Below are 20,238 nucleotides of genomic sequence, written 5' to 3'. Positions count from 1 at the left end.
ATATTTGCAATATTTTAAAATGCAACTCTATTAAATTATTTAGTTTCAAAAACTATTTTTTCATCTTTGACTTTTGCTACTACATTACTTCCCTTTTTCACATTACCTTTTAAGATTGCTTCAGATAGCTCATCTTCCAACTCTTTTTGTAAAGCTCTTTTAAGAGGTCTTGCTCCATATTCTAAGTCAAATCCAGATTTAGAAATTAATTTAACAGCCTCATCACTCATTTCTAATTTTATATCCATTTCTTTTAATCTCTCTTGTAGTTTCGCTGCCATTAAAAGTACTATTTTTGATATATGATTTTCATTTAGTGAGTGGAAAACAATTATATCATCTATTCTGTTTAAAAACTCTGGTCTGAATCTTTGTTTTAATTCACCCATTATATTTTCTTTCATTTTTTCATATTGAGATTTTTCTTCTTCGTCTCCTTTAGCTATACTAAATCCTAAAGTTTTTTGTCTACCAATTGTAGATGCTCCAACATTTGATGTCATTATTACAATAGTATTCTTAAAATCTACAGTTCTTCCTTTTGAATCAGTTAGTCTACCATCATCTAGAATTTGTAACAGAATATTAAATACATCTGGATGAGCTTTTTCTATCTCATCAAATAAGATAACTGAATATGGATTTCTTCTTACTTTTTCAGTTAATTGACCACCTTCATCATGACCTACATAACCTGGAGGTGAACCTATCATTCTTGACACAGCATGTTTTTCCATATATTCAGACATATCTATTCTAATTATTTGATTTTCATCTCCAAATTGCACTTCTGCTAATGCCTTAGATAATTCTGTTTTACCTACTCCTGTTGGACCTAAAAATAAAAATGAACCAATTGGTCTATTAGGGTCTTTAAGACCTGCTCTTGACCTTCTGATTGCCTTTGAAATAGATTTTACTGCTTGTTCTTGACCTATAACTCTATTGTGCAGTATTTCCTCAAGTCTCAAAAGTCTATCAGCCTCTTCTTCAAGAATTTTATTAACTGGTATTCCTGTCCATAAGCCCACTACTTCAGCAATAACTTCTCCATCAACTAAATCTGAATGTTTAGATGACTTGTTCCATCTTTCTCTAACATCTTCTAATTGTTTTTTAAGTAGACCTTGTTCATCTCTTATTTTGGCTGCTTTCTCAAAGTCTTGACATCTTACTGCTTCTTCTTTTTCTTTATCTATATTTTCTATTTCTAGTTCTAATTTTTTTATTTCTGAAGGAGGTGTATTTTCTTTTAATCTTACTTTTGATGCAGCTTCATCAATCAAGTCTATAGCTTTATCTGGCAGATATCTGTCTGATATATATCTAGTTGATAATTCTACAGCTGCCTTTATAGCATCATCAGTTATTTTAACTTTATGATGAGCTTCATATTTATCTCTTAATCCTTCTAATATTTTTATTGAGTCCTCTTTAGTTGGTTCATCTACCATAACTGGTTGGAATCTTCTTTCTAGAGCAGAATCTTTTTCAACATGCTTTCTATATTCATCAATTGTAGTTGCACCTATAACTTGTATTTCTCCTCTTGCTAAGGCTGGCTTTAATATATTTGAAGCATCTATAGAGCCTTCTCCAGTAGACCCAGCCCCTATTATTGTGTGCATCTCATCTATAAATAAGATTATGTTTCCATTTTTAACAACTTCATCTACAACTTCTTTAATTCTTTCTTCAAATTCTCCTCTATACTTAGCTCCAGCCAATAATGAACCCATCTCTAAAGAGTATAAAGTTTTGTTTTTTAGTGTTTCTGGAACATTTCCTAAGGCTATATTTGTAGCCAGACCTTCAGCTATGGCTGTTTTCCCTACACCTGGGTCTCCTATCAACACTGGATTGTTTTTAGTTCTTCTACTTAATATTTGTATTACTCTTTGTATTTCTTTTTCTCTACCTATTACAGGGTCTATTTTATTCTGTTTTGCATATAGTGTAAGATTTCTTCCATACTTATCAAGTACTTTAGATTCTGCTTGATTCTGGTTGCCCGTGTAACTATTTTCTGCTTTGTATTGATTTTTATCACTAATACCCATCATATCAATTGTTAATTGGGCTAAAGTCCTATCATTTACTCCAGCATAATTTAAAATCTTATTAGCTATTCCTTCACCTTCTTGAATAATTGCTAATAATATATGCTCAGTCCCAATATAATTTGTTTTTAATTTATTTGCAAACATTCCTGATAATTCAAGTATTTGTTTACTCCTTGGACTTAATACTATATCTTCTGAGATTTCTTCTCCCTTACCTTCCATATCAACTATTTTGCCTTCTAAATAAGCTTCTGTAAATCCAACTTTACTTAGAACTTTAGCAGCTATACCTTCTTCTTCTCTTAAAAGACCTAAAAGTATATGTTCACTTCCGACAATATTGTGTCCTAGACTTTTAGCAGATTCAAACGCTAAATCAATTGCCTTTTTAGCTCTTTGTGTAAATCTATTGAAGTTCACAATTCATCCCTCCTCTTAATTTTTCCAAAGTTTCTCTAATATATGTTGCTCTATTTATATCTCTATTCTCAACATCATCACTCTTATACATTATTGACTGATGCGCTGGTTGTATACCTATCATAAGTTGTTCTATAGCCCTTAAATCTAGTTTATCTATATAGTTCATTTCTATTCCCATTTTTATATTTGATAGATGGCTCATTGCCTCTGCGCTACTCATTACTCTTGAATTTTCAAGTGTCCCTATCGATCTAAATATTTTATCTTCTAGTTTTATACCTAATTTTTTTTGCAATATTTCTCTAGCTTTTATTTCTTTTGAAATTGCATCTTTTGTAAGTCCACTTACATTTTCTATAATATTAGACTCTGTTCTTCCAAGTGTAAGTTGATTAGATATTTGATATATATTTCCCAATGCTTCTGTTCGTTCTCCATATATCCCTCTAATTGCTATACCTATTTGTGATGAAATTTTATAAAGTTCATCCATATAGCCTAGTTGACTTAATGCTGGTAAATGCATCATTACAGAAGCTCTCATTCCTGTTCCTGTATTAGTTGGACAAGATGTTAGATAACCTAGCTTTGTGTTAAAGGCATATTCTAAACTTGATTCTAACAAATCATCTATTTCATTTGCTACACTATATGCATATTCTAAGTTTAAATCATCACATATAGTTTGTATCCTTATATGGTCTTCTTCATTTATCATTATGCTTATAGTTTTATCTTTTTTTACTATAACTGCACTTTTATCATTTTCTGCTAAATCTGGGCTTATTATATGTTCTTCAACCATAAGCATTTTTTTAGATTGGTCTAAATCTTCAATTTTATAGAAATCAAATTCTTCTTTTTGTTCTAAGTTAGAATTAATAAACGCATTTTTTACTTTTTCTATTATTTCCATGGCACATTCTTTATCTAATTTATTTGGAAATGGATAGTTATTTAAATTTCTAGCTAGCCTAACTCTTGATTTCATGACTATGTTCTCTTTCATAATATCACTCCAATCTTAGTCAATAGAACCTTTTAAATATTTAATTTTATCTCTAAATTGAGCTGCTAATTCATACTCTTCATTTTTTATAGCTCTATCTAAATCTTCTTTTAGTTCTTTAATCTCATTTTCTACACTTATCTTATAAAAAGATTTTTTAGGTGCTTTTCCTGTATGTTCTATATGCCCATGTATATTTTGAAGCATTGGATTTACTTGACTACTAAATGCATTATAACATTCACTACATCCAAATCTCCCATTATTCTTAAACTCACTATATGTTGTATTGCATTTAGGACAAACTAGCTTTTCCTCAAGTTCTTTTTTAGGTTGAAAACCTAAATTAGAAAATATATCCATCATTGAAAAAGGCATATCTAAGTTAAAATTCATTTCTGTATTCTCTTTTGCACACTCACTACATAAATACATCTCTGTTTTTTCTCCATTGACTATCTTATTATAATATACAGATGCTTTATTCTTATTGCATTTTTGACATAGCATAAATTATCACTCCTCTATACTAAATAATCCTATTATTATATTCTTTAAAATATTAGATCTTACCTTCTCTTTTAATTCATATATTGGCATACACAATGATTTATCATCTATTGCATATAATATTAATTTTAATTCTCTTTCGTTAATCAAATCCGACTCTTTTAAACCTTCTAATAATTCTTTTGCTTTTTTATAGGATATCTGACTTCCTATTTTTTCATTTAGTAGTTCTCTAATATGCCCATCTTTACTTTTTCGTATTTTTTCTATTTGAACATATCCTCCGCCACCTTTTTTACTTTCAATGTAATATCCTCTATCTATTGTAAATCTTGTTGTTAAGACATAATTTATTTGTGATGGTGCACAACTAAACAAGTTTGCTAGTTCATTTCTTTGAATTTGTATGCTATTATCTTCTTCCATCAAATCTTTAATAAATTTTTCAATTATATCTGTCATAGTTGCCATTAATATCACCACACACCTTTTTATTTTTGACTTTCTTTGACTATTATTTTACACCTATTATTTAAATTTTTAAAGCCCTAAATTGTATAAATTTAAATTTTTTATAGAAATTTAGATATGAATTTATTCTTTCATTAATTATGAGTTTTTATTTATTATATTTATTGATAACCAAATGCTAATTTTTTGCTTCATGATTAGATTTCAGAACTTTAAATACTTTATATTTTAAATATACCTTCTCATCTTTATTACTAAACATTTGTAAAAATAATAATAAAAAAATACTTTCTTTTTATTAAAATATTTAAGAAAGTATTATATATTTTTTTATTCATCAAAAATGTATAAAAACTAGGTATAAGTTTACCTAACATAAACCTATACCTAGTTAAAACCCTAAAAATATTTTTAATAATATATATTAATTATTTTTCTATTTATTTTGTTCATTACTTTGCAGTAGCTAACCCAATTATTTTTTCTGCAAACTGTGATGGAACCTCTCCATATCTCTCTAATTCCATTTCAAAGTATCCTCTACCTTGTGTCATTGCTCTTAAATCTATTGCATATTTAAATGTCTCTGCTTGTGGAGCTTCTGCAAATATTATTTGTTTCCCTTTGTCATCTGGTTCCATTCCAAATATTTTTCCTCTTCTCTTATTTATATCACCCATGACATCTCCCATATATTCTTCTGGAACAGTTATCTTAAGTTTCATTATAGGTTCTAGTAGTATTGGGTGTGCTTCTTCCATACCTTTTTTAAAGGCTGCACTTGCTGCCATCTTAAAGGCCATTTCAGAAGAGTCTACATCATGGTATGAACCATCATAAAGCGTAGCTTTTATGTTTGTAACAGGATATCCTGCTAATATACCTTTTTGCATAGAGTCTTTTAAACCTTTTTCAACTGCTGGTATATATTGTTTTGGTACAGAACCACCAAATATTTCTTCTGTAAATTCAAAATCAGATTCACATCTTTCAAATCTTATTTTTACGTCTCCATATTGACCATGACCACCTGATTGCTTTTTATGTTTTCCTTGTACATCAGCTGTTCCTTTTATAGTTTCTCTATAAGGAACTTTAAGGTCATTCAATTCAACATCAACACCAAACTTATCTTTCATTTTATTTTTAATTGTTTTTATATGAAGTTCTCCTTGACCTCCTAAAAGTGCTTGTTTTGTCTCTGTATTTCTATACCAATGTAATGTAGGGTCCTCTTCTACTAGTTTATTTAATACAGATGCTACTTTTTCTTCATCACCTTTATTCTTAGGAGTTACTGCATAATATATTTGTGGTTTAGGAAAATCTATCTTTTCTAAAGCTTCTGCATCTTTATCTGCAGATATAGTGTCTCCTGTTTTTAGAGAATTAACTTTAGTTATAACTACTATATCACCAGCTTTAGCTTTTTCTATTTCTACTAATTCACTATTTCTCAATGTATATATATTAGCTATTTTTTCTTTTACATTTTTATTTATATTAAAAACATCTTTATCCTTAGAAAGTGCACCCTCAGTAATTTTTATATATGACATCTTTCCAACAAATGGGTCAACCATAGTTTTAAATACTAATCCCCTAAATGGTTTGCTTTCCTCTGTAAAGATAGGTTCTAAATAACTTGATATTGTATCTAATATTTCCTTTGTGCCTATATTATTTATAGTTGAACCACATATTACAGGTATAATATCACCTCTTTGTATACCTATAATAATACCTTTTTGTATCTCTTCTGTAGTTAGTTCTTCTCCATTAAAATATTTATCTAATATTTGGTCATCAGTTTCTGCTATAAGTTCCATTAATGCTTCTTTAACACTCATAGCTTGTTCCTTAAATTCACCTTCTAAATCATCTATGTTTTCAAAAACATTATGTAACTTTACAAAGTTTTTATCTTTGTATATAGGACTTATCATAGGAACTATCTTATTATTGTATTTTTCTCTTAACATTGCTATTGCATCTTTGTATCTTGCCTTTTCATTATCTATTTTATTTATAAACATTATCTTAGGAATACTCTCAGTTAGTTCTAATGATTTCTCTGTACCAACTTGAATAGGCGCTGTTGCATCTATTACTATTATTGCTGCATCACTTGCTCTAAGAGATGACACAACGTCTCCGCTAAAGTCAAAATATCCTGGGGTATCCAATAAGTTAAACTTATAATCATTATACTCTATAGGTATTAATCCCATGCTATAAGTCATATTTACCTTGTCTGTTAATTTAGGTATCTTATTAGTGTTTGCTGTGTAAGCTATAGTTTCGATTAGATTTGTTTTTCCACATCCGCTATGTCCTAATACCGCTACATTTCTCAACATTTTACTATCATAAACCTTCATATAAGCACCCACCTTTTAAATTTATGTATTTTATCTTTGCTGTTATTTCCTAAGAAATATTATGGAAAATATTTACTATATTTAGAATTTTTAGATAACATTTTCCTTACTAGCTTTATTTCTACATCTGGAGGTAATTGTCCTCTTTTTTTTAACAAATATTTAATTAAAATAAATAAAAACACTCTAAAACATTTTTTATTAAACATTTCAGAGTGCTTTTTAATTTATTTTAATTAAATTACTTCATTATCATTAATAATTGTTTATCTTCAACCATATCATCTTCTTTTACTTTGATTGACTTAATTACTCCATCAGTCTTAGCAACTATTATAGTTTCCATCTTCATAGCCTCTATAACGATTAATGGTTGATTTGCTTTTACTTCATCTTCTTCTTTAACCATTATTTTTATAACTTTTCCTGGTATGCTTGCTCCAATTTGAAGAGGGTCATTCATATCAGCTTTTTCAACATTATTAATTTTTCCAGAGAAATTCTTATCTTTTATTTCTACTTCTCTAACCATTCCATTTAACTCAAATCCTATAGTTCTAAATCCATTTTCCTTAACTTCACCAATTTCAACTAATCTTATTGTTAATACCTTACCTTCTTCTATTTCTACTTCACATTCTTCATTTTTATTTAATCCATAGAAGAATACATCACTTTCAAGTTTAGATATATCATTATAATGTTGTAGATGTTTGATATAATCTTCATATACTTTTGGATATAAAGCATAACTTATAACATTTCTTATATTAGCATTTATATCATACTTTTCATTTAGATATTTAGCTATTTCATCAAAATCTTCTGCTGGTAATAATGAACCTGGTCTTACTGTTATAGCTTCTTCACCTTTTAGAACTACCTCTTGTAAATCTTTTGGTATTCCACCTTCTGGTTGACCAATCATACCTTTACAGTAATCCACAACAGAATCTGGGAATGATAAATTTTTACCTTCTTCTATTATATTGTCTTTATCTAATTTATTTTTAGTCATAAAGATAGCTAAGTCTCCTACAACTTTTGAAGATGGAGTTACTTTTATTATATCTCCTACAACTTCATTAGCTTCTTTATATTTTTCTTTAACTTCATCAAATCTATTAACTAATCCTAAACTATCAGCTTGAGGTTTTAAGTTTGTATATTGGCCTCCTGGTATTTCAAAATTATATATTTCTGCACAAGAATTAGTTAAATCACTTTCAAATTTATTATAAACTTTTCTTAAATCCTTATAATATTTTCCTAACTCATCATATCCAAATAAATCTATTCCTGTATCTCTCTCTGTATTCTTAAGTGCCTCTACTATAGCATTAAGTGATGGCTGACTTGTAAGTCCTGCCATAGATTCTAATGCAGCATCAATTATGTCTACTCCAGCTTCTGACGCCATTAAACAAGTTGCTACACCATTTCCACTTGTATCATGAGTGTGTAAATGTATTGGTGCTTTTACATTTTTCTTTAACTCTTTAACTAGTGTGTAAGCTGAATATGGTTTAAGAAGACCTGACATATCTTTTATTGCTATTATGTCTGCTCCCAAGCTTTCTAATTCTTGTGCCATTTTAATATAATATTCTAGATTGTATTTAGTTTTAGTCTTATCTAGTATATCACCTGTATAACACATAGTTGCTTCAACAATTTTTCCAGTTTCTAAAGCTGTATTAATAGATGGTTTCATATTTTCAACCCAGTTTAATGAATCAAATATTCTAAATACATCTATACCTTGTCTAGCAGATTCTTTTGTAAATTCTTCTATTACATTATCTGGATAGTTTTTATATCCAACTCCATTTGATGCTCTAAGCAACATTTGGAACATTATGCTTGGTATTTCTTCTCTTAGCTTTTGTAATCTACGCCAAGGAGATTCTTTTAAAAATCTATATGCAACATCATAAGTAGCTCCTCCCCACATTTCAAGTGAGAATAAATCCTTTTGATATTTTTCTGTTGGCTTAGCAGCTTTTAATAAGTCATATGTTCTTATTCTTGTTGCTAATAATGATTGATGTGCATCTCTCATTGTTGTATCTGTTAATAGTAATTTCTTATCATTTTTTATCTTTTCTATATATGCAGATTTACCTAACTTATCGAAAAGTATTTTACTTCCTTCCGATTTTGAACCATCCTTATCCATTCTTGGGTCATGTAATGCATCAAATAATGGTTTTTCTTTACAAGCATTATCATTTACAATTACATCTCCTATAAATTGAAGTAATTTTGTTCCTCTGTCTTTACTTTCTGTTATTTCAAATAAATCTGGATTTTCATCTATAAACTTAGTACTACATTTACCATTTGAGAATATAGGATTATTTAAAACATTAACTAGGAATCCTACATTAGTTTTAACACCTCTAACTCTAAGTTCTTTTATAGATCTTATAGTTTTATTTATTGCTCCTTGGAATGTTCTATCCCAAGATATTGTCTTAACCAATAAACTATCATAGTGAGGACTTATGTTTGCCCCTGTAAATCCATTTCCTCCATCTAGTCTTATACCAAATCCTGAACCAGTTCTATAAACTTGAATTTTACCTGTATCAGGCATGAATTTATTCTTAGGGTCTTCTGTAGTTATTCTACATTGGATAGAGTAACCTCTTATTTCCACATCATCTTGTGATTTTATATTAATTTCTTCACTATCTAAGCTGTAACCTTGGGCTATTAGTATTTGACTTTGAACTATATCTATTCCTGTAACCATCTCTGTTACAGTATGTTCAACCTGTACTCTTGTGTTCATCTCTATAAAATAATGCCCACCATTTGCATCTACTAAAAATTCTAATGTTCCCGCATTAGAATAACCCACATGTTTTGATAACTTAACTGCATCTTCACATATCTCTTTTCTTACTTTATCTTCTAATGAAAAAGCTGGTGCATATTCTATTATTTTTTGATGTCTTCTTTGAACTGAACAATCTCTTTCATATAAGTGAACTATATTTCCATAATTATCACCTAATATTTGAACTTCTATATGTTTTGGATCAGCTATATATTTTTCTATAAATATAATATCTTCTCCAAAAGCTTTTCTTGATTCACTACAAGCAGTTTCATATTCAAGCTCTAAGTCTTCTTCGCGATGTACAATTCTCATACCTCTACCACCACCGCCATTAGATGCTTTTATCATAACAGGATATCCTATTTTGTTTGCAACTTCCTTTGCTTCTTCAGTACTTCTTATTGCTTTTTCTACTCCTGGTATAGTTTGAACATTAACTTCTTTTGCGATTTTTTTAGAGTTAATCTTATCCCCCATCATATTCATTACCTTAGATGATGGTCCTATAAAAGTAATTCCATTCTCTTCACATTTACGAGCAAATTCTGCATTCTCCGCTAGAAAACCATATCCTGGATGTATAGCATCAACTTTTTTTCTCTTTGCTAGGTCTATTATTCCATCCATATCTAAATATGCATCTATTGGCCCTTTACCTTCTCCTATCAAATATGATTCATCCGCTTTTGTTCTAAACAATCCATACTTATCTTCCTTACTGTATATACCAACACTTTTTATCCCCAATTCTGAACAGGCTCTAAATATTCTTATAGCTATTTCGCCTCTATTAGCCACTAGTATTTTATTAAACTTTTTAAGCATACTCTATTCTTCTCCTTTATTGTTTGTGTAATATTAAAGATTATAGACTAAAATACTTTATTTTTGAAGATGTTTAAGAAAGTTCCTTAATTAATAAGATAAATTTATAAATATAAGTAATTTTTAGACTGTGTAAACTCGATTTACCTCATTAAAATTAAGGCATTTTTTATAGAATTTCAGATGAATTTATGTGAAAATTTCTACAATTGACTTGATTTTATACTGTTTTTTTCTATGTTTACATAATTATTTTCATCTTTACGTAAGATTTTATACATTTTTTTAATATAGTTCATATTCATATCCTAATCTACTTGTCTAGATAGCCTCTTTACTACATCAGAAAGTTTTAAGTGCCCTAAATCTGCATACGCTACAGCTAGTATTATTTTTACAATTCCATATACCTCGTCTAATTTATATGCTCTAGCATTTATTATTGTATATTTTGGCATTAACTCTTCTAAATCCAGTGCAAGTTCATCAGACAAAGTCATATATTCATCAAATTTCTCTTCATCAGATAGACTGGCTAAATTACATTGCTCATTTATAAGAGAATCTAGGTAATTTAAATCTATACTTAACTGATATGCTATTACATCTTCTCTTTTTGTGCTTTTACTTAAATCTTTTTCAACTTTAAATTCACTATTTTTATCTATAATTATTTTAAGTTCTTCACTATCAACTATTTCATTTCCTATTACTATATACAAATTTTTTACCTCCTAAATATAAAAACTTTTTCAATCAAAAATAAAACCTCTAGTAGTTTTACTAGAGGTTTGCACTGGTGGGATTAACAGGGCTCGAACCTGTGACCCCCTGCTTGTAAGGCAGGTGCTCTCCCAGCTGAGCTATAATCCCTCGCTATTCATATGGTGCGCCCAAAGGGACTCGAACCCCTAACCTTCTGATTCGTAGTCAGACACTCTATCCAGTTGAGCTATGAGCGCATTTTATTGGAGGCGACACCCAGATTCGAACTGGGGATCAAGGAGTTGCAGTCCACTGCCTTACCACTTGGCTATGTCGCCGCCTTTTTGGTGATCTATCCGCGACTCGAACGCGGGACACCCTGATTAAAAGTCAGGTGCTCTACCGACTGAGCTAATAGACCATATAAGTTGGGGTGGATAATGAGAGTCGAACTCACGACCTCCAGAGCCACAATCTGGCGCTCTAACCAACTGAGCTATACCCACCATAAGTTAATTTAATGTGGTGGGCCATCAGGGACTCGAACCCCAGACCTACCGGTTATGAGCCGGGCGCTCTAACCAACTGAGCTAATGGCCCACATTAAATTTCAGTAGCGGTAATAGGAGTCGAACCTATGACCTTTCGGGTATGAACCGAACGCTCTAGCCAACTAAGCTATACCGCCACATTTTGGTGCCCAGAGGCGGAATCGAACCACCGACACGGGGATTTTCAGTCCCCTGCTCTACCGACTGAGCTATCTGGGCATTTGGCGGAGAGGGTGGGATTCGAACCCACGGCCCCTTTCGAAGTCACTGGTTTTCAAGACCAGCTCCTTAAACCACTCGGACACCTCTCCATTGGTGATCTATCCGCGACTCGAACGCGGGACACCCTGATTAAAAGTCAGGTGCTCTACCGACTGAGCTAATAGACCATACTGTTTGGCTGGGGATGCAGGACTCGAACCTACGCATACATGAGTCAAAGTCATGTGCCTTACCGACTTGGCTAATCCCCAATATATATGTGGTGAGCGCACAGGGATTCGAACCCCGGACACACGCCTTAGAAGGGCGTTGCTCTATCCAGCTGAGCTATGCACCCACATTACAACATAAACATAAAATTTGGAGCGGGAAACGAGATTCGAACTCGCGACTTCAACCTTGGCAAGGTTGCGCTCTACCACTGAACTATTCCCGCTCGTTTATTAAATTAAATAAAAATGGTGCGGATGAAGGGAGTCGAACCCCCACGCCAATGGCGCTAGATCCTAAGTCTAGTGCGTCTGCCAATTCCGCCACATCCGCGCATTTTTTTGGTGGAGGATGGTGGATTCGAACCACCGAAGTCGATGACAACAGATTTACAGTCTGCCCCCTTTGGCCGCTCGGGAAATCCTCCGTATTAATTTTATATGGAGCTGGTGATAGGAATCGAACCTACAACCTGCTGATTACAAGTCAGCTGCTCTACCGTTGAGCCACACCAGCATTTTATTTTGGCGACCTGGAAGGGGCTCGAACCCTCGACCTCCAGCGTGACAGGCTGGCATTCTAACCAACTGAACTACCAGGCCGCAAATGGTGGGACCAACAGGGCTCGAACCTGTGACCCCCTGCTTGTAAGGCAGGTGCTCTCCCAGCTGAGCTATGGTCCCATTTTTGGAGCGGGTGAAGGGGATCGAACCCTCACAGCTGGCTTGGAAGGCCAGAACTCTACCATTGAGCTACACCCGCATATTTAATTGGTGACTCGTAGGGGAATTGAACCCCTGTTACCGCCGTGAAAGGGCGGTGTCTTAACCTCTTGACCAACGAGCCATTTTAATGGTTGCGGAGGCAGGACTTGAACCTACGACCTTCGGGTTATGAGCCCGACGAGCTGCCAACTGCTCCACTCCGCGATATTGTTTTATAAGTGCCGAAGACCGGAATCGAACCGGTACGAGAGGTAAGTCCCGCAGGATTTTAAGTCCTGTGCGTCTGCCAGTTCCGCCACTTCGGCTTTTTTGGCTCCAAGGGTGGGGCTCGAACCCACAGCCTACCGGTTAACAGCCGGTTGCTCCACCGTTGAGCTACCTTGGAATATTTTGGAGGCGACACCCAGATTCGAACTGGGGATCAAGGAGTTGCAGTCCACTGCCTTACCACTTGGCTATGTCGCCACCTTTTTGGTGATCTATCCGCGACTCGAACGCGGGACACCCTGATTAAAAGTCAGGTGCTCTACCGACTGAGCTAATAGACCATATGAATTGGGGTGGATAATGAGAGTCGAACTCACGACCTCCAGAGCCACAATCTGGCGCTCTAACCAACTGAGCTATACCCACCTTATATTGGTCGAGGTGAAGGGACTCGAACCCCCGGCCCCATGGTCCCAAACCATGTGCGCTACCAAACTGCGCTACACCTCGAATTTATATTAATTAATTTAATGTGGTGGGCCATCAGGGACTCGAACCCCAGACCTACCGGTTATGAGCCGGGCGCTCTAACCAACTGAGCTAATGGCCCACATTAAATTTTAGTAGCGGTAATAGGAGTCGAACCTATGACCTTTCGGGTATGAACCGAACGCTCTAGCCAACTAAGCTATACCGCCATATTTTGGTGCCCAGAGGCGGAATCGAACCACCGACACGGGGATTTTCAGTCCCCTGCTCTACCGACTGAGCTATCTGGGCATTTGGCGGAGAGGGTGGGATTCGAACCCACGGCCCCTTTCGAAGTCACTGGTTTTCAAGACCAGCTCCTTAAACCACTCGGACACCTCTCCACATTCGGATACTTAAACTTATTCTAAAATTGAACCTAACTATATTTAAAATAAAAATAATTCAAATATAGCTTAGTAATACATCATTTGGCTGGGGATGCAGGACTCGAACCTACGCATACATGAGTCAAAGTCATGTGCCTTACCGACTTGGCTAATCCCCAATATATGTGGTGAGCGCACAGGGATTCGAACCCCGGACACACGCCTTAGAAGGGCGTTGCTCTATCCAGCTGAGCTATGCACCCACAATTTATATATGTATATCAAACAAAAATGGTGCGGATGAAGGGAGTCGAACCCCCACGCCAATGGCGCTAGATCCTAAGTCTAGTGCGTCTGCCAATTCCGCCACATCCGCGCATTTTTTTGGTGGAGGATGGTGGATTCGAACCACCGAAGTCGATGACAACAGATTTACAGTCTGCCCCCTTTGGCCGCTCGGGAAATCCTCCGTATTAATTTTACATGGAGCTGGTGATAGGAATCGAACCTACAACCTGCTGATTACAAGTCAGCTGCTCTACCGTTGAGCCACACCAGCATTTTATTTTGGCGACCTGGAAGGGGTTCGAACCCTCGACCTCCAGCGTGACAGGCTGGCATTCTAACCAACTGAACTACCAGGCCGCAAATGGTGGGACCAACAGGGCTCGAACCTGTGACCCCCTGCTTGTAAGGCAGGTGCTCTCCCAGCTGAGCTATGGTCCCATTTTTGGAGCGGGTGAAGGGGATCGAACCCTCACAGCTGGCTTGGAAGGCCAGAACTCTACCATTGAGCTACACCCGCATATTTAATTGGTGACTCGTAGGGGAATTGAACCCCTGTTACCGCCGTGAAAGGGCGGTGTCTTAACCTCTTGACCAACGAGCCATTTTAATGGTTGCGGAGGCAGGACTTGAACCTACGACCTTCGGGTTATGAGCCCGACGAGCTGCCAACTGCTCCACTCCGCGATATTGTTTTATAAGTGCCGAAGACCGGAATCGAACCGGTACGAGAGGTAAGTCCCGCAGGATTTTAAGTCCTGTGCGTCTGCCAGTTCCGCCACTTCGGCTTTTTTTGGCTCCAAGGGTGGGGCTCGAACCCACAGCCTACCGGTTAACAGCCGGTTGCTCCACCATTGAGCTACCTTGGAATATTCACGTGGCTACGTCCTACTCTCCCAGGCAGTTTCCCACCAAGTACCATCAGCGCTAAAGAGCTTAACTTCTGTGTTCGGAATGGGAACAGGTGTATCCTCTTTGCTATTATAACCACATATTGCCTATTTATAAGACAAGTATTATATTAACATCTTTATTTTTAAATGTCAATAGTTTTGAAGTACTAAATAGTAATTGTTTTTACGATATATACTTCATCAATTGAAGTTAGTACTTTACATAGAGTTAACACTCTAAAAACTGCACATATATCTTAATGAATAACATCAAATAATATTGGTCAAGTCCTCGACCTATTAGTATCGATAAGCTAAATACATTGCTGCACTTACACCTTCGACCTATCAACCAGATAGTCTTTCTGGGGTCTTACCCTTGCGGTGGGAAATCTTATCTTGAAGTTGGCTTCGCGCTTAGATGCTTTCAGCGCTTATCCATTCCGTACATAGCTACCCAGCCATGCCCTTGGCAGGACAACTGGTACACCAGAGGTACGTCCATCCCGGTCCTCTCGTACTAAGGACAGGTCTTCTCAAATTTCCTACGCCTGCGACGGATAGGGACCGAACTGTCTCACGACGTTCTGAACCCAGCTCGCGTACCACTTTAATGGGCGAACAGCCCAACCCTTGGGACCTACTACAGCCCCAGGATGTGATGAGCCGACATCGAGGTGCCAAACCTCCCCGTCGATGTGGACTCTTGGGGGAGATAAGCCTGTTATCCCCAGGGTAGCTTTTATCCGTTGAGCGATGGCCCTTCCACGCAGAACCACCGGATCACTAAGTCCGATTTTCATCCTTGCTCGACCTGTATGTCTTGCAATCAAGCTCTCTTTTGCCTTTACACTCTACGTACGATTTCCGACCGTACTGAGAGAACCTTTGAGCGCCTCCGTTACCTTTTGGGAGGCGACCGCCCCAGTCAAACTGCCCACCTGACAGTGTCCCAAGACCAGATTCATGGCCTATGGTTAGAGTCCCAGTACTACAAGGGTGGTATCCCAAGGATGGCTCCGCCAAAACTGGCGTCCTGGTTTCAAAGCCTCCCACCTATCCTGTACATGTAGTACCAAGACCCAATGTCAAGCTACAGTAAAGCTCCATGGGGTCTTTCCGTCCTGTCGCAGGTATCCGGCATCTTCACCGGAATTACAATTTCACCGAGTCTGTTGTTGAGACAGTGCCCAAATCGTTACGCCTTTCGTGCGGGTCGGAACTTACCCGACAAGGAATTTCGCTACCTTAGGACCGTTATAGTTACGGCCGCCGTTTACTGGGGCTTAAGTTCACTGCTTCGATTGCTCTAACAGATCCCCTTAACCTTCCAGCACCGGGCAGGCGTCAGCTCCTATACATCGTCTTGCGACTTAGCAGAAACCTATGTTTTTGGTAAACAGTCGCTTGGGCCTATTCTCTGCGGCCACCTGATGGTGGCACCCCTTATCCCTAAGTTACGGGGTCATTTTGCCGAGTTCCTTAACAACAGTTCTCTCGCTGGCCTTAGGATACTCTCCTCACCCACCTGTGTCGGTTTGCGGTACGGGTACCTTTAACCTCGATAGAGACTTTTCTTGACAGTGTGAAATCAGCTACTTCGCTACTAAATTTCGCTCCCCATCACATCCCAGCATTATCAAAGCGGATTTACCTACTTTGACTGCCTCAATGCTTGGGCACACATAACCAACAGTGTGCTTAGCTTATCCTACTGTGTCATCCCTTCTCTCAAACGGTTATCGGTAGTACAGGAATATCAACCTGTTGTCCATCACCTACGCCTTTCGGCCTCAGCTTAGGTCCCGACTAACCCAGGGCGGACGAACCTTCCCCTGGAAACCTTGGGTTTACGGCCTGTGGGATTCTCACCCACATCTCGCTACTCATGCCAACATTCTCACTCCCATACTGTCCACATGTCCTTACGATCATGCTTCAACCCGTATGGGAAGCTCCCCTACCCATCATTACTGATGCCGTAGCTTCGGTAGTAAGTTTTAGCCCCGGAAATCTTCGGCGCAGGATCACTCGACCAGTGAGCTATTACGCACTCTTTGAATGAGTGGCTGCTTCTAAGCCAACATCCTGGTTGTCTGTGCAATCCCACATCCTTTACCACTTAACTTACATTTAGGGACCTTAGCTGACGATCTGGGCTGTTGCCCTTTCGACTATGAATCTTATCACCCACAGTCTGACTCCCAAGTATAAGATGACGGCATTCGGAGTTTGATAGTCTTCGGTAGGTGCAATACCCCCTAGGACATTCAGTGCTCTACCTCCGTATCTCTCACCTTGAGGCTAGCCCTAAAGCTATTTCGGGGAGAACCAGCTATCTCCGGGCTCGATTGGAATTTCACCGCTACCCACAAGTCATCCCCGAGCTTTTCAACGCTCGTGGGTTCGGACCTCCACGAAATTTTACTTTCGCTTCATCCTGCTCATGGGTAGGTCGCCCGGTTTCGGGTCTACGTCAAGTAACTGAACGCTCAGTTAAAACTCGCTTTCGCTACGGCTCCACACCTTAAGTGCTTAACCTTGCTACTTAACGTAACTCGTTGGCCCGTTCTACAAAAAGTACGCGGTCACACAAGAAATGTGCTTCCACAGCTTGTAAGTGCAGGGTTTCAGGTTCTATTTCACTCCCCTCCCGGGGTTCTTTTCACCTTTCCCTCACGGTACTATACGCTATCGGTCACTAGGTAGTATTTAGCCTTGGAGGGTGGTCCCTCCTGCTTCCCACAGGGTTTCACGTGTCCCGTGGTACTCTGGATCATATCTAAAGTCTTCTCGTTTAACATACAGGACTATTACCTTCTGTGGTGGGTCTTTCCAAACCTCTTCAATTACGATACCTCTTCGTTATGATATGTCCGCAACCCCAATAAAGAAAACTTTATTGGTTTGGGCTAATCCGCGTTCGCTCGCCGCTACTTACGGAATCGAATTTCTTTCTCTTCCTTCAGGTACTTAGATGTTTCAGTTCCCTGAGTTCCCCTCATTAAGCTATGTATTCACTTAATGATACTTAGACATTACTCTAAGTGAGTTTCCTCATTCGGAAATCTTCGGATCAAAGTTTACGTGCAACTCCCCGAAGCTTATCGCAGCTTATCACGTCCTTCATCGGCTCCTAGTGCCAAGGCATCCGCCCTGCACCCTTAATAACTTGACCAGTTAAAAAGGTTTGATAGATTAGAAGCTATCAACTTCGATAATTTTAAAAAGTTATCAGCTTTATATATTACAAATTAGATGTCATATCACTAAATATATATGCAGTTTTCAAAGTGCTAACGCACAGCGCCAACAAACAAACTTCACATGCGTTCAGTTTATTCTGTTGCTAAAAGTGCTAAAGCACGTCGCCAACGGATAAATCCCGTTGCTTAAAGTGCTAATTTTGAGTATTCGTAAAAACGAACCCTCAAAATTAAACAGTAGGTAATTCTCCTTAGAAAGGAGGTGATCCAGCCGCACCTTCCGATACGGCTACCTTGTTACGACTTCACCCCAGTTATTGATTCCACCTTCGACGACTTCTTCCAAAAGGTTAGATAATCGGCTTCGGGCGTCTCCAACTCCCGTGGTGTGACGGGCGGTGTGTACAAGACCCGGGAACGCATTCACCGCAGCATTCTGATCTGCGATTACTAGTAACTCCAGCTTCATGTAGGCGAGTTTCAGCCTACAATCCGAACTGAGAGTAGCTTTAAGGGATTAGCTCCACCTTACGGCTTGGCAACCCTCTGTACTACCCATTGTAGCACGTGTGTAGCCCTAAGCATAAGGGGCATGATGATTTGACGTCATCCCCACCTTCCTCCAGGTTATCCCTGGCAGTCTCTCTAGAGTGCCCAACTTAATGATGGCAACTAAAGACAAGGGTTGCGCTCGTTGCGGGACTTAACCCAACATCTCACGACACGAGCTGACGACAACCATGCACCACCTGTCACCAATGTCCCCGAAGGGAACTCTCCGATTAAGGAGATGTCATTGGGATGTCAAGCTTAGGTAAGGTTCTTCGCGTTGCTTCGAATTAAACCACATGCTCCGCTACTTGTGCGGGTCCCCGTCAATTCCTTTGAGTTTCACTCTTGCGAGCGTACTTCCCAGGCGGAGTACTTAATGCGTTAGCTGCGGCACCGAAGGGGGTAACCCCCGACACCTAGTACTCATCGTTTACAGCGTGGACTACCAGGGTATCTAATCCTGTTTGCTCCCCACGCTTTCGTGCCTCAGCGTCAGTTACAGTCCAGAGAGCCGCCTTCGCAACTGGTGTTCCTCCTAATATCTACGCATTTCACCGCTACACTAGGAATTCCACTCTCCTCTCCTGCACTCAAGTCTCCCAGTTTCAAGAGCTTACTACGGTTGAGCCGTAGCCTTTCACTCCTGACTTGAAAGACCGCCTACGCACCCTTTACGCCCAGTAAATCCGGATAACGCTAGCCCCCTACGTATTACCGCGGCTGCTGGCACGTAGTTAGCCGGGGCTTCCTCCTCAAGTACCGTCATTATCTTCCTTGAGGACAGAGTTTTACGACCCGAAGGCCTTCATCACTCACGCGGCGTTGCTGCATCAGGCTTTCGCCCATTGTGCAATATTCCCCACTGCTGCCTCCCGTAGGAGTTTGGACCGTGTCTCAGTTCCAATGTGGCCGATCACCCTCTCAGGTCGGCTACTGATCGTCGCCTTGGTAAGCCGTTACCTTACCAACTAGCTAATCAGACGCGGGTCCATCCTGTACTGGCTCACCTTTGATATTCAAGAGATGCCTCTCAAATATATTATCCCGTATTAGCATACCTTTCGGTATGTTATCCGTGTGTACAGGGTAGGTTACCCACGCGTTACTCACCCGTCCGCCGCTCTTTACCGAAGTAAATCGCTCAACTTGCATGTGTTAGGCACGCCGCCAGCGTTCATCCTGAGCCAGGATCAAACTCTCAAATAAAAGTTTATCAGGCTCAGATACTATTGTTATCAAAATATCTGGCTTTATGGTTTGTTTCTTAATATAAATTAACCTACTGTTTAATTTTC

7 protein-coding genes, 43 tRNA genes and 3 rRNA genes are annotated in these 20,238 nt (G+C 37.9%); all 53 read right to left on the bottom strand.

The window, feature by feature from the left end; genetic code table 11:
- Positions 1-35: 35 nt before the first annotated feature.
- Entirely contained in the window at positions 36-2,483 is a 2,448-nt protein-coding gene (locus tag CDIF1296T_RS00420) for an ATP-dependent Clp protease ATP-binding subunit (RefSeq protein WP_003425582.1), read from the bottom strand.
- Complete coding sequence (locus tag CDIF1296T_RS00415) at positions 2,470-3,495, bottom strand: protein arginine kinase (protein WP_004453979.1); 1,026 nt, start codon at positions 3,493-3,495, stop codon at positions 2,470-2,472. Before CDIF1296T_RS00415 ends, CDIF1296T_RS00420 begins: the two co-directional genes overlap by 14 nt.
- Positions 3,496-3,510: 15 nt before the next feature.
- Complete coding sequence (locus CDIF1296T_RS00410; protein ID WP_003421255.1) at positions 3,511-4,005, bottom strand: UvrB/UvrC motif-containing protein; 495 nt, start codon at positions 4,003-4,005, stop codon at positions 3,511-3,513.
- Between the two features lie 6 nt (positions 4,006-4,011).
- Positions 4,012-4,476, bottom strand: a complete 465-nt coding sequence (locus CDIF1296T_RS00405) for a CtsR family transcriptional regulator (RefSeq protein ID WP_003425587.1) — start codon at positions 4,474-4,476, stop codon at positions 4,012-4,014.
- Between the two features lie 452 nt (positions 4,477-4,928).
- Positions 4,929-6,857, bottom strand: a complete 1,929-nt coding sequence (locus tag CDIF1296T_RS00400) for an elongation factor G (RefSeq protein ID WP_009895155.1) — start codon at positions 6,855-6,857, stop codon at positions 4,929-4,931.
- Positions 6,858-7,098: 241 nt separating this feature from the next.
- Positions 7,099-10,530: a pyruvate carboxylase gene (locus CDIF1296T_RS00395; RefSeq protein WP_009895153.1), complete on the bottom strand. Its 3,432-nt coding sequence runs from the start codon at positions 10,528-10,530 to the stop codon at positions 7,099-7,101.
- A gap of 308 nt (positions 10,531-10,838) precedes the next feature.
- Positions 10,839-11,252 (bottom strand): hypothetical protein, encoded by a 414-nt coding sequence (locus tag CDIF1296T_RS00390; protein WP_009895151.1) that lies wholly within the window; start codon positions 11,250-11,252, stop codon positions 10,839-10,841.
- 75 nt (positions 11,253-11,327) lie between these two features.
- Positions 11,328-11,403: transfer RNA gene (locus CDIF1296T_RS00385), tRNA-Val, on the bottom strand.
- Positions 11,404-11,415: 12 nt separating this feature from the next.
- A tRNA-Arg gene (locus CDIF1296T_RS00380) sits at positions 11,416-11,492 on the bottom strand.
- A 7-nt stretch (positions 11,493-11,499) separates the two neighbouring features.
- Positions 11,500-11,573 (bottom strand) — tRNA-Cys (locus tag CDIF1296T_RS00375).
- A gap of 7 nt (positions 11,574-11,580) precedes the next feature.
- Positions 11,581-11,656, bottom strand: a tRNA-Lys gene (locus tag CDIF1296T_RS00370).
- An 8-nt stretch (positions 11,657-11,664) separates the two neighbouring features.
- Positions 11,665-11,741, bottom strand: a tRNA-His gene (locus tag CDIF1296T_RS00365).
- Positions 11,742-11,758: 17 nt separating this feature from the next.
- Positions 11,759-11,835, bottom strand: a tRNA-Ile gene (locus tag CDIF1296T_RS00360).
- 14 nt (positions 11,836-11,849) lie between these two features.
- Positions 11,850-11,923, bottom strand: a tRNA-Met gene (locus CDIF1296T_RS00355).
- 6 nt (positions 11,924-11,929) lie between these two features.
- Positions 11,930-12,005: transfer RNA gene (locus CDIF1296T_RS00350), tRNA-Phe, on the bottom strand.
- Between the two features lie 3 nt (positions 12,006-12,008).
- Positions 12,009-12,097 (bottom strand) — tRNA-Ser (locus tag CDIF1296T_RS00345).
- A gap of 2 nt (positions 12,098-12,099) precedes the next feature.
- Positions 12,100-12,175, bottom strand: a tRNA-Lys gene (locus CDIF1296T_RS00340).
- 8 nt (positions 12,176-12,183) lie between these two features.
- Positions 12,184-12,259, bottom strand: a tRNA-Gln gene (locus CDIF1296T_RS00335).
- Positions 12,260-12,268: 9 nt separating this feature from the next.
- Positions 12,269-12,345: transfer RNA gene (locus tag CDIF1296T_RS00330), tRNA-Arg, on the bottom strand.
- 24 nt (positions 12,346-12,369) lie between these two features.
- Positions 12,370-12,444, bottom strand: a tRNA-Gly gene (locus CDIF1296T_RS00325).
- Positions 12,445-12,467: 23 nt separating this feature from the next.
- Positions 12,468-12,551: transfer RNA gene (locus CDIF1296T_RS00320), tRNA-Leu, on the bottom strand.
- A 9-nt stretch (positions 12,552-12,560) separates the two neighbouring features.
- Positions 12,561-12,645: transfer RNA gene (locus tag CDIF1296T_RS00315), tRNA-Tyr, on the bottom strand.
- Positions 12,646-12,659: 14 nt separating this feature from the next.
- Positions 12,660-12,734, bottom strand: a tRNA-Thr gene (locus CDIF1296T_RS00310).
- 9 nt (positions 12,735-12,743) lie between these two features.
- A tRNA-Asp gene (locus tag CDIF1296T_RS00305) sits at positions 12,744-12,820 on the bottom strand.
- Positions 12,821-12,825: 5 nt separating this feature from the next.
- Positions 12,826-12,901: transfer RNA gene (locus tag CDIF1296T_RS00300), tRNA-Val, on the bottom strand.
- Positions 12,902-12,906: 5 nt separating this feature from the next.
- Positions 12,907-12,980 (bottom strand) — tRNA-Gly (locus tag CDIF1296T_RS00295).
- A 9-nt stretch (positions 12,981-12,989) separates the two neighbouring features.
- A tRNA-Glu gene (locus tag CDIF1296T_RS00290) sits at positions 12,990-13,064 on the bottom strand.
- Positions 13,065-13,071: 7 nt separating this feature from the next.
- Positions 13,072-13,147 (bottom strand) — tRNA-Met (locus CDIF1296T_RS00285).
- A 15-nt stretch (positions 13,148-13,162) separates the two neighbouring features.
- A tRNA-Leu gene (locus tag CDIF1296T_RS00280) sits at positions 13,163-13,248 on the bottom strand.
- A 5-nt stretch (positions 13,249-13,253) separates the two neighbouring features.
- Positions 13,254-13,328 (bottom strand) — tRNA-Asn (locus CDIF1296T_RS00275).
- A gap of 6 nt (positions 13,329-13,334) precedes the next feature.
- Positions 13,335-13,408 (bottom strand) — tRNA-Cys (locus tag CDIF1296T_RS00270).
- Between the two features lie 7 nt (positions 13,409-13,415).
- A tRNA-Lys gene (locus CDIF1296T_RS00265) sits at positions 13,416-13,491 on the bottom strand.
- 8 nt (positions 13,492-13,499) lie between these two features.
- Positions 13,500-13,576: transfer RNA gene (locus CDIF1296T_RS00260), tRNA-His, on the bottom strand.
- 7 nt (positions 13,577-13,583) lie between these two features.
- Positions 13,584-13,660: transfer RNA gene (locus tag CDIF1296T_RS00255), tRNA-Pro, on the bottom strand.
- Between the two features lie 23 nt (positions 13,661-13,683).
- A tRNA-Ile gene (locus CDIF1296T_RS00250) sits at positions 13,684-13,760 on the bottom strand.
- Positions 13,761-13,774: 14 nt separating this feature from the next.
- A tRNA-Met gene (locus tag CDIF1296T_RS00245) sits at positions 13,775-13,848 on the bottom strand.
- Between the two features lie 6 nt (positions 13,849-13,854).
- A tRNA-Phe gene (locus CDIF1296T_RS00240) sits at positions 13,855-13,930 on the bottom strand.
- 3 nt (positions 13,931-13,933) lie between these two features.
- Positions 13,934-14,022: transfer RNA gene (locus tag CDIF1296T_RS00235), tRNA-Ser, on the bottom strand.
- 88 nt (positions 14,023-14,110) lie between these two features.
- Positions 14,111-14,186 (bottom strand) — tRNA-Gln (locus CDIF1296T_RS00230).
- Positions 14,187-14,193: 7 nt separating this feature from the next.
- Positions 14,194-14,270, bottom strand: a tRNA-Arg gene (locus tag CDIF1296T_RS00225).
- 29 nt (positions 14,271-14,299) lie between these two features.
- A tRNA-Leu gene (locus tag CDIF1296T_RS00220) sits at positions 14,300-14,383 on the bottom strand.
- Positions 14,384-14,392: 9 nt separating this feature from the next.
- Positions 14,393-14,477: transfer RNA gene (locus CDIF1296T_RS00215), tRNA-Tyr, on the bottom strand.
- 14 nt (positions 14,478-14,491) lie between these two features.
- Positions 14,492-14,566 (bottom strand) — tRNA-Thr (locus tag CDIF1296T_RS00210).
- A 9-nt stretch (positions 14,567-14,575) separates the two neighbouring features.
- A tRNA-Asp gene (locus tag CDIF1296T_RS00205) sits at positions 14,576-14,652 on the bottom strand.
- Positions 14,653-14,657: 5 nt separating this feature from the next.
- Positions 14,658-14,733, bottom strand: a tRNA-Val gene (locus tag CDIF1296T_RS00200).
- Positions 14,734-14,738: 5 nt separating this feature from the next.
- Positions 14,739-14,812, bottom strand: a tRNA-Gly gene (locus CDIF1296T_RS00195).
- 9 nt (positions 14,813-14,821) lie between these two features.
- Positions 14,822-14,896: transfer RNA gene (locus CDIF1296T_RS00190), tRNA-Glu, on the bottom strand.
- A 7-nt stretch (positions 14,897-14,903) separates the two neighbouring features.
- Positions 14,904-14,979: transfer RNA gene (locus CDIF1296T_RS00185), tRNA-Met, on the bottom strand.
- A 15-nt stretch (positions 14,980-14,994) separates the two neighbouring features.
- Positions 14,995-15,080, bottom strand: a tRNA-Leu gene (locus CDIF1296T_RS00180).
- Positions 15,081-15,086: 6 nt separating this feature from the next.
- Positions 15,087-15,161, bottom strand: a tRNA-Asn gene (locus tag CDIF1296T_RS00175).
- Positions 15,162-15,167: 6 nt separating this feature from the next.
- Positions 15,168-15,284 (bottom strand): 5S ribosomal RNA (rrf, locus tag CDIF1296T_RS00170).
- A gap of 181 nt (positions 15,285-15,465) precedes the next feature.
- Positions 15,466-18,363: ribosomal RNA gene (locus tag CDIF1296T_RS00165) — 23S ribosomal RNA — on the bottom strand.
- A 283-nt stretch (positions 18,364-18,646) separates the two neighbouring features.
- Positions 18,647-20,149 (bottom strand): 16S ribosomal RNA (locus CDIF1296T_RS00160).
- The 16S, 23S and 5S rRNA genes sit together here with 43 tRNA genes alongside, the layout of an rRNA operon.
- Between the last annotated feature and the right edge of the window lie 89 nt (positions 20,150-20,238).

The sequence above is a fragment of the Clostridioides difficile ATCC 9689 = DSM 1296 genome (assembly GCF_001077535.1).
Lineage (GTDB): Bacteria > Bacillota > Clostridia > Peptostreptococcales > Peptostreptococcaceae > Clostridioides > Clostridioides difficile.
Note: the sequence above shows the minus strand (reverse complement) of the source record. Positions and strands in the feature narration are given on the sequence as shown.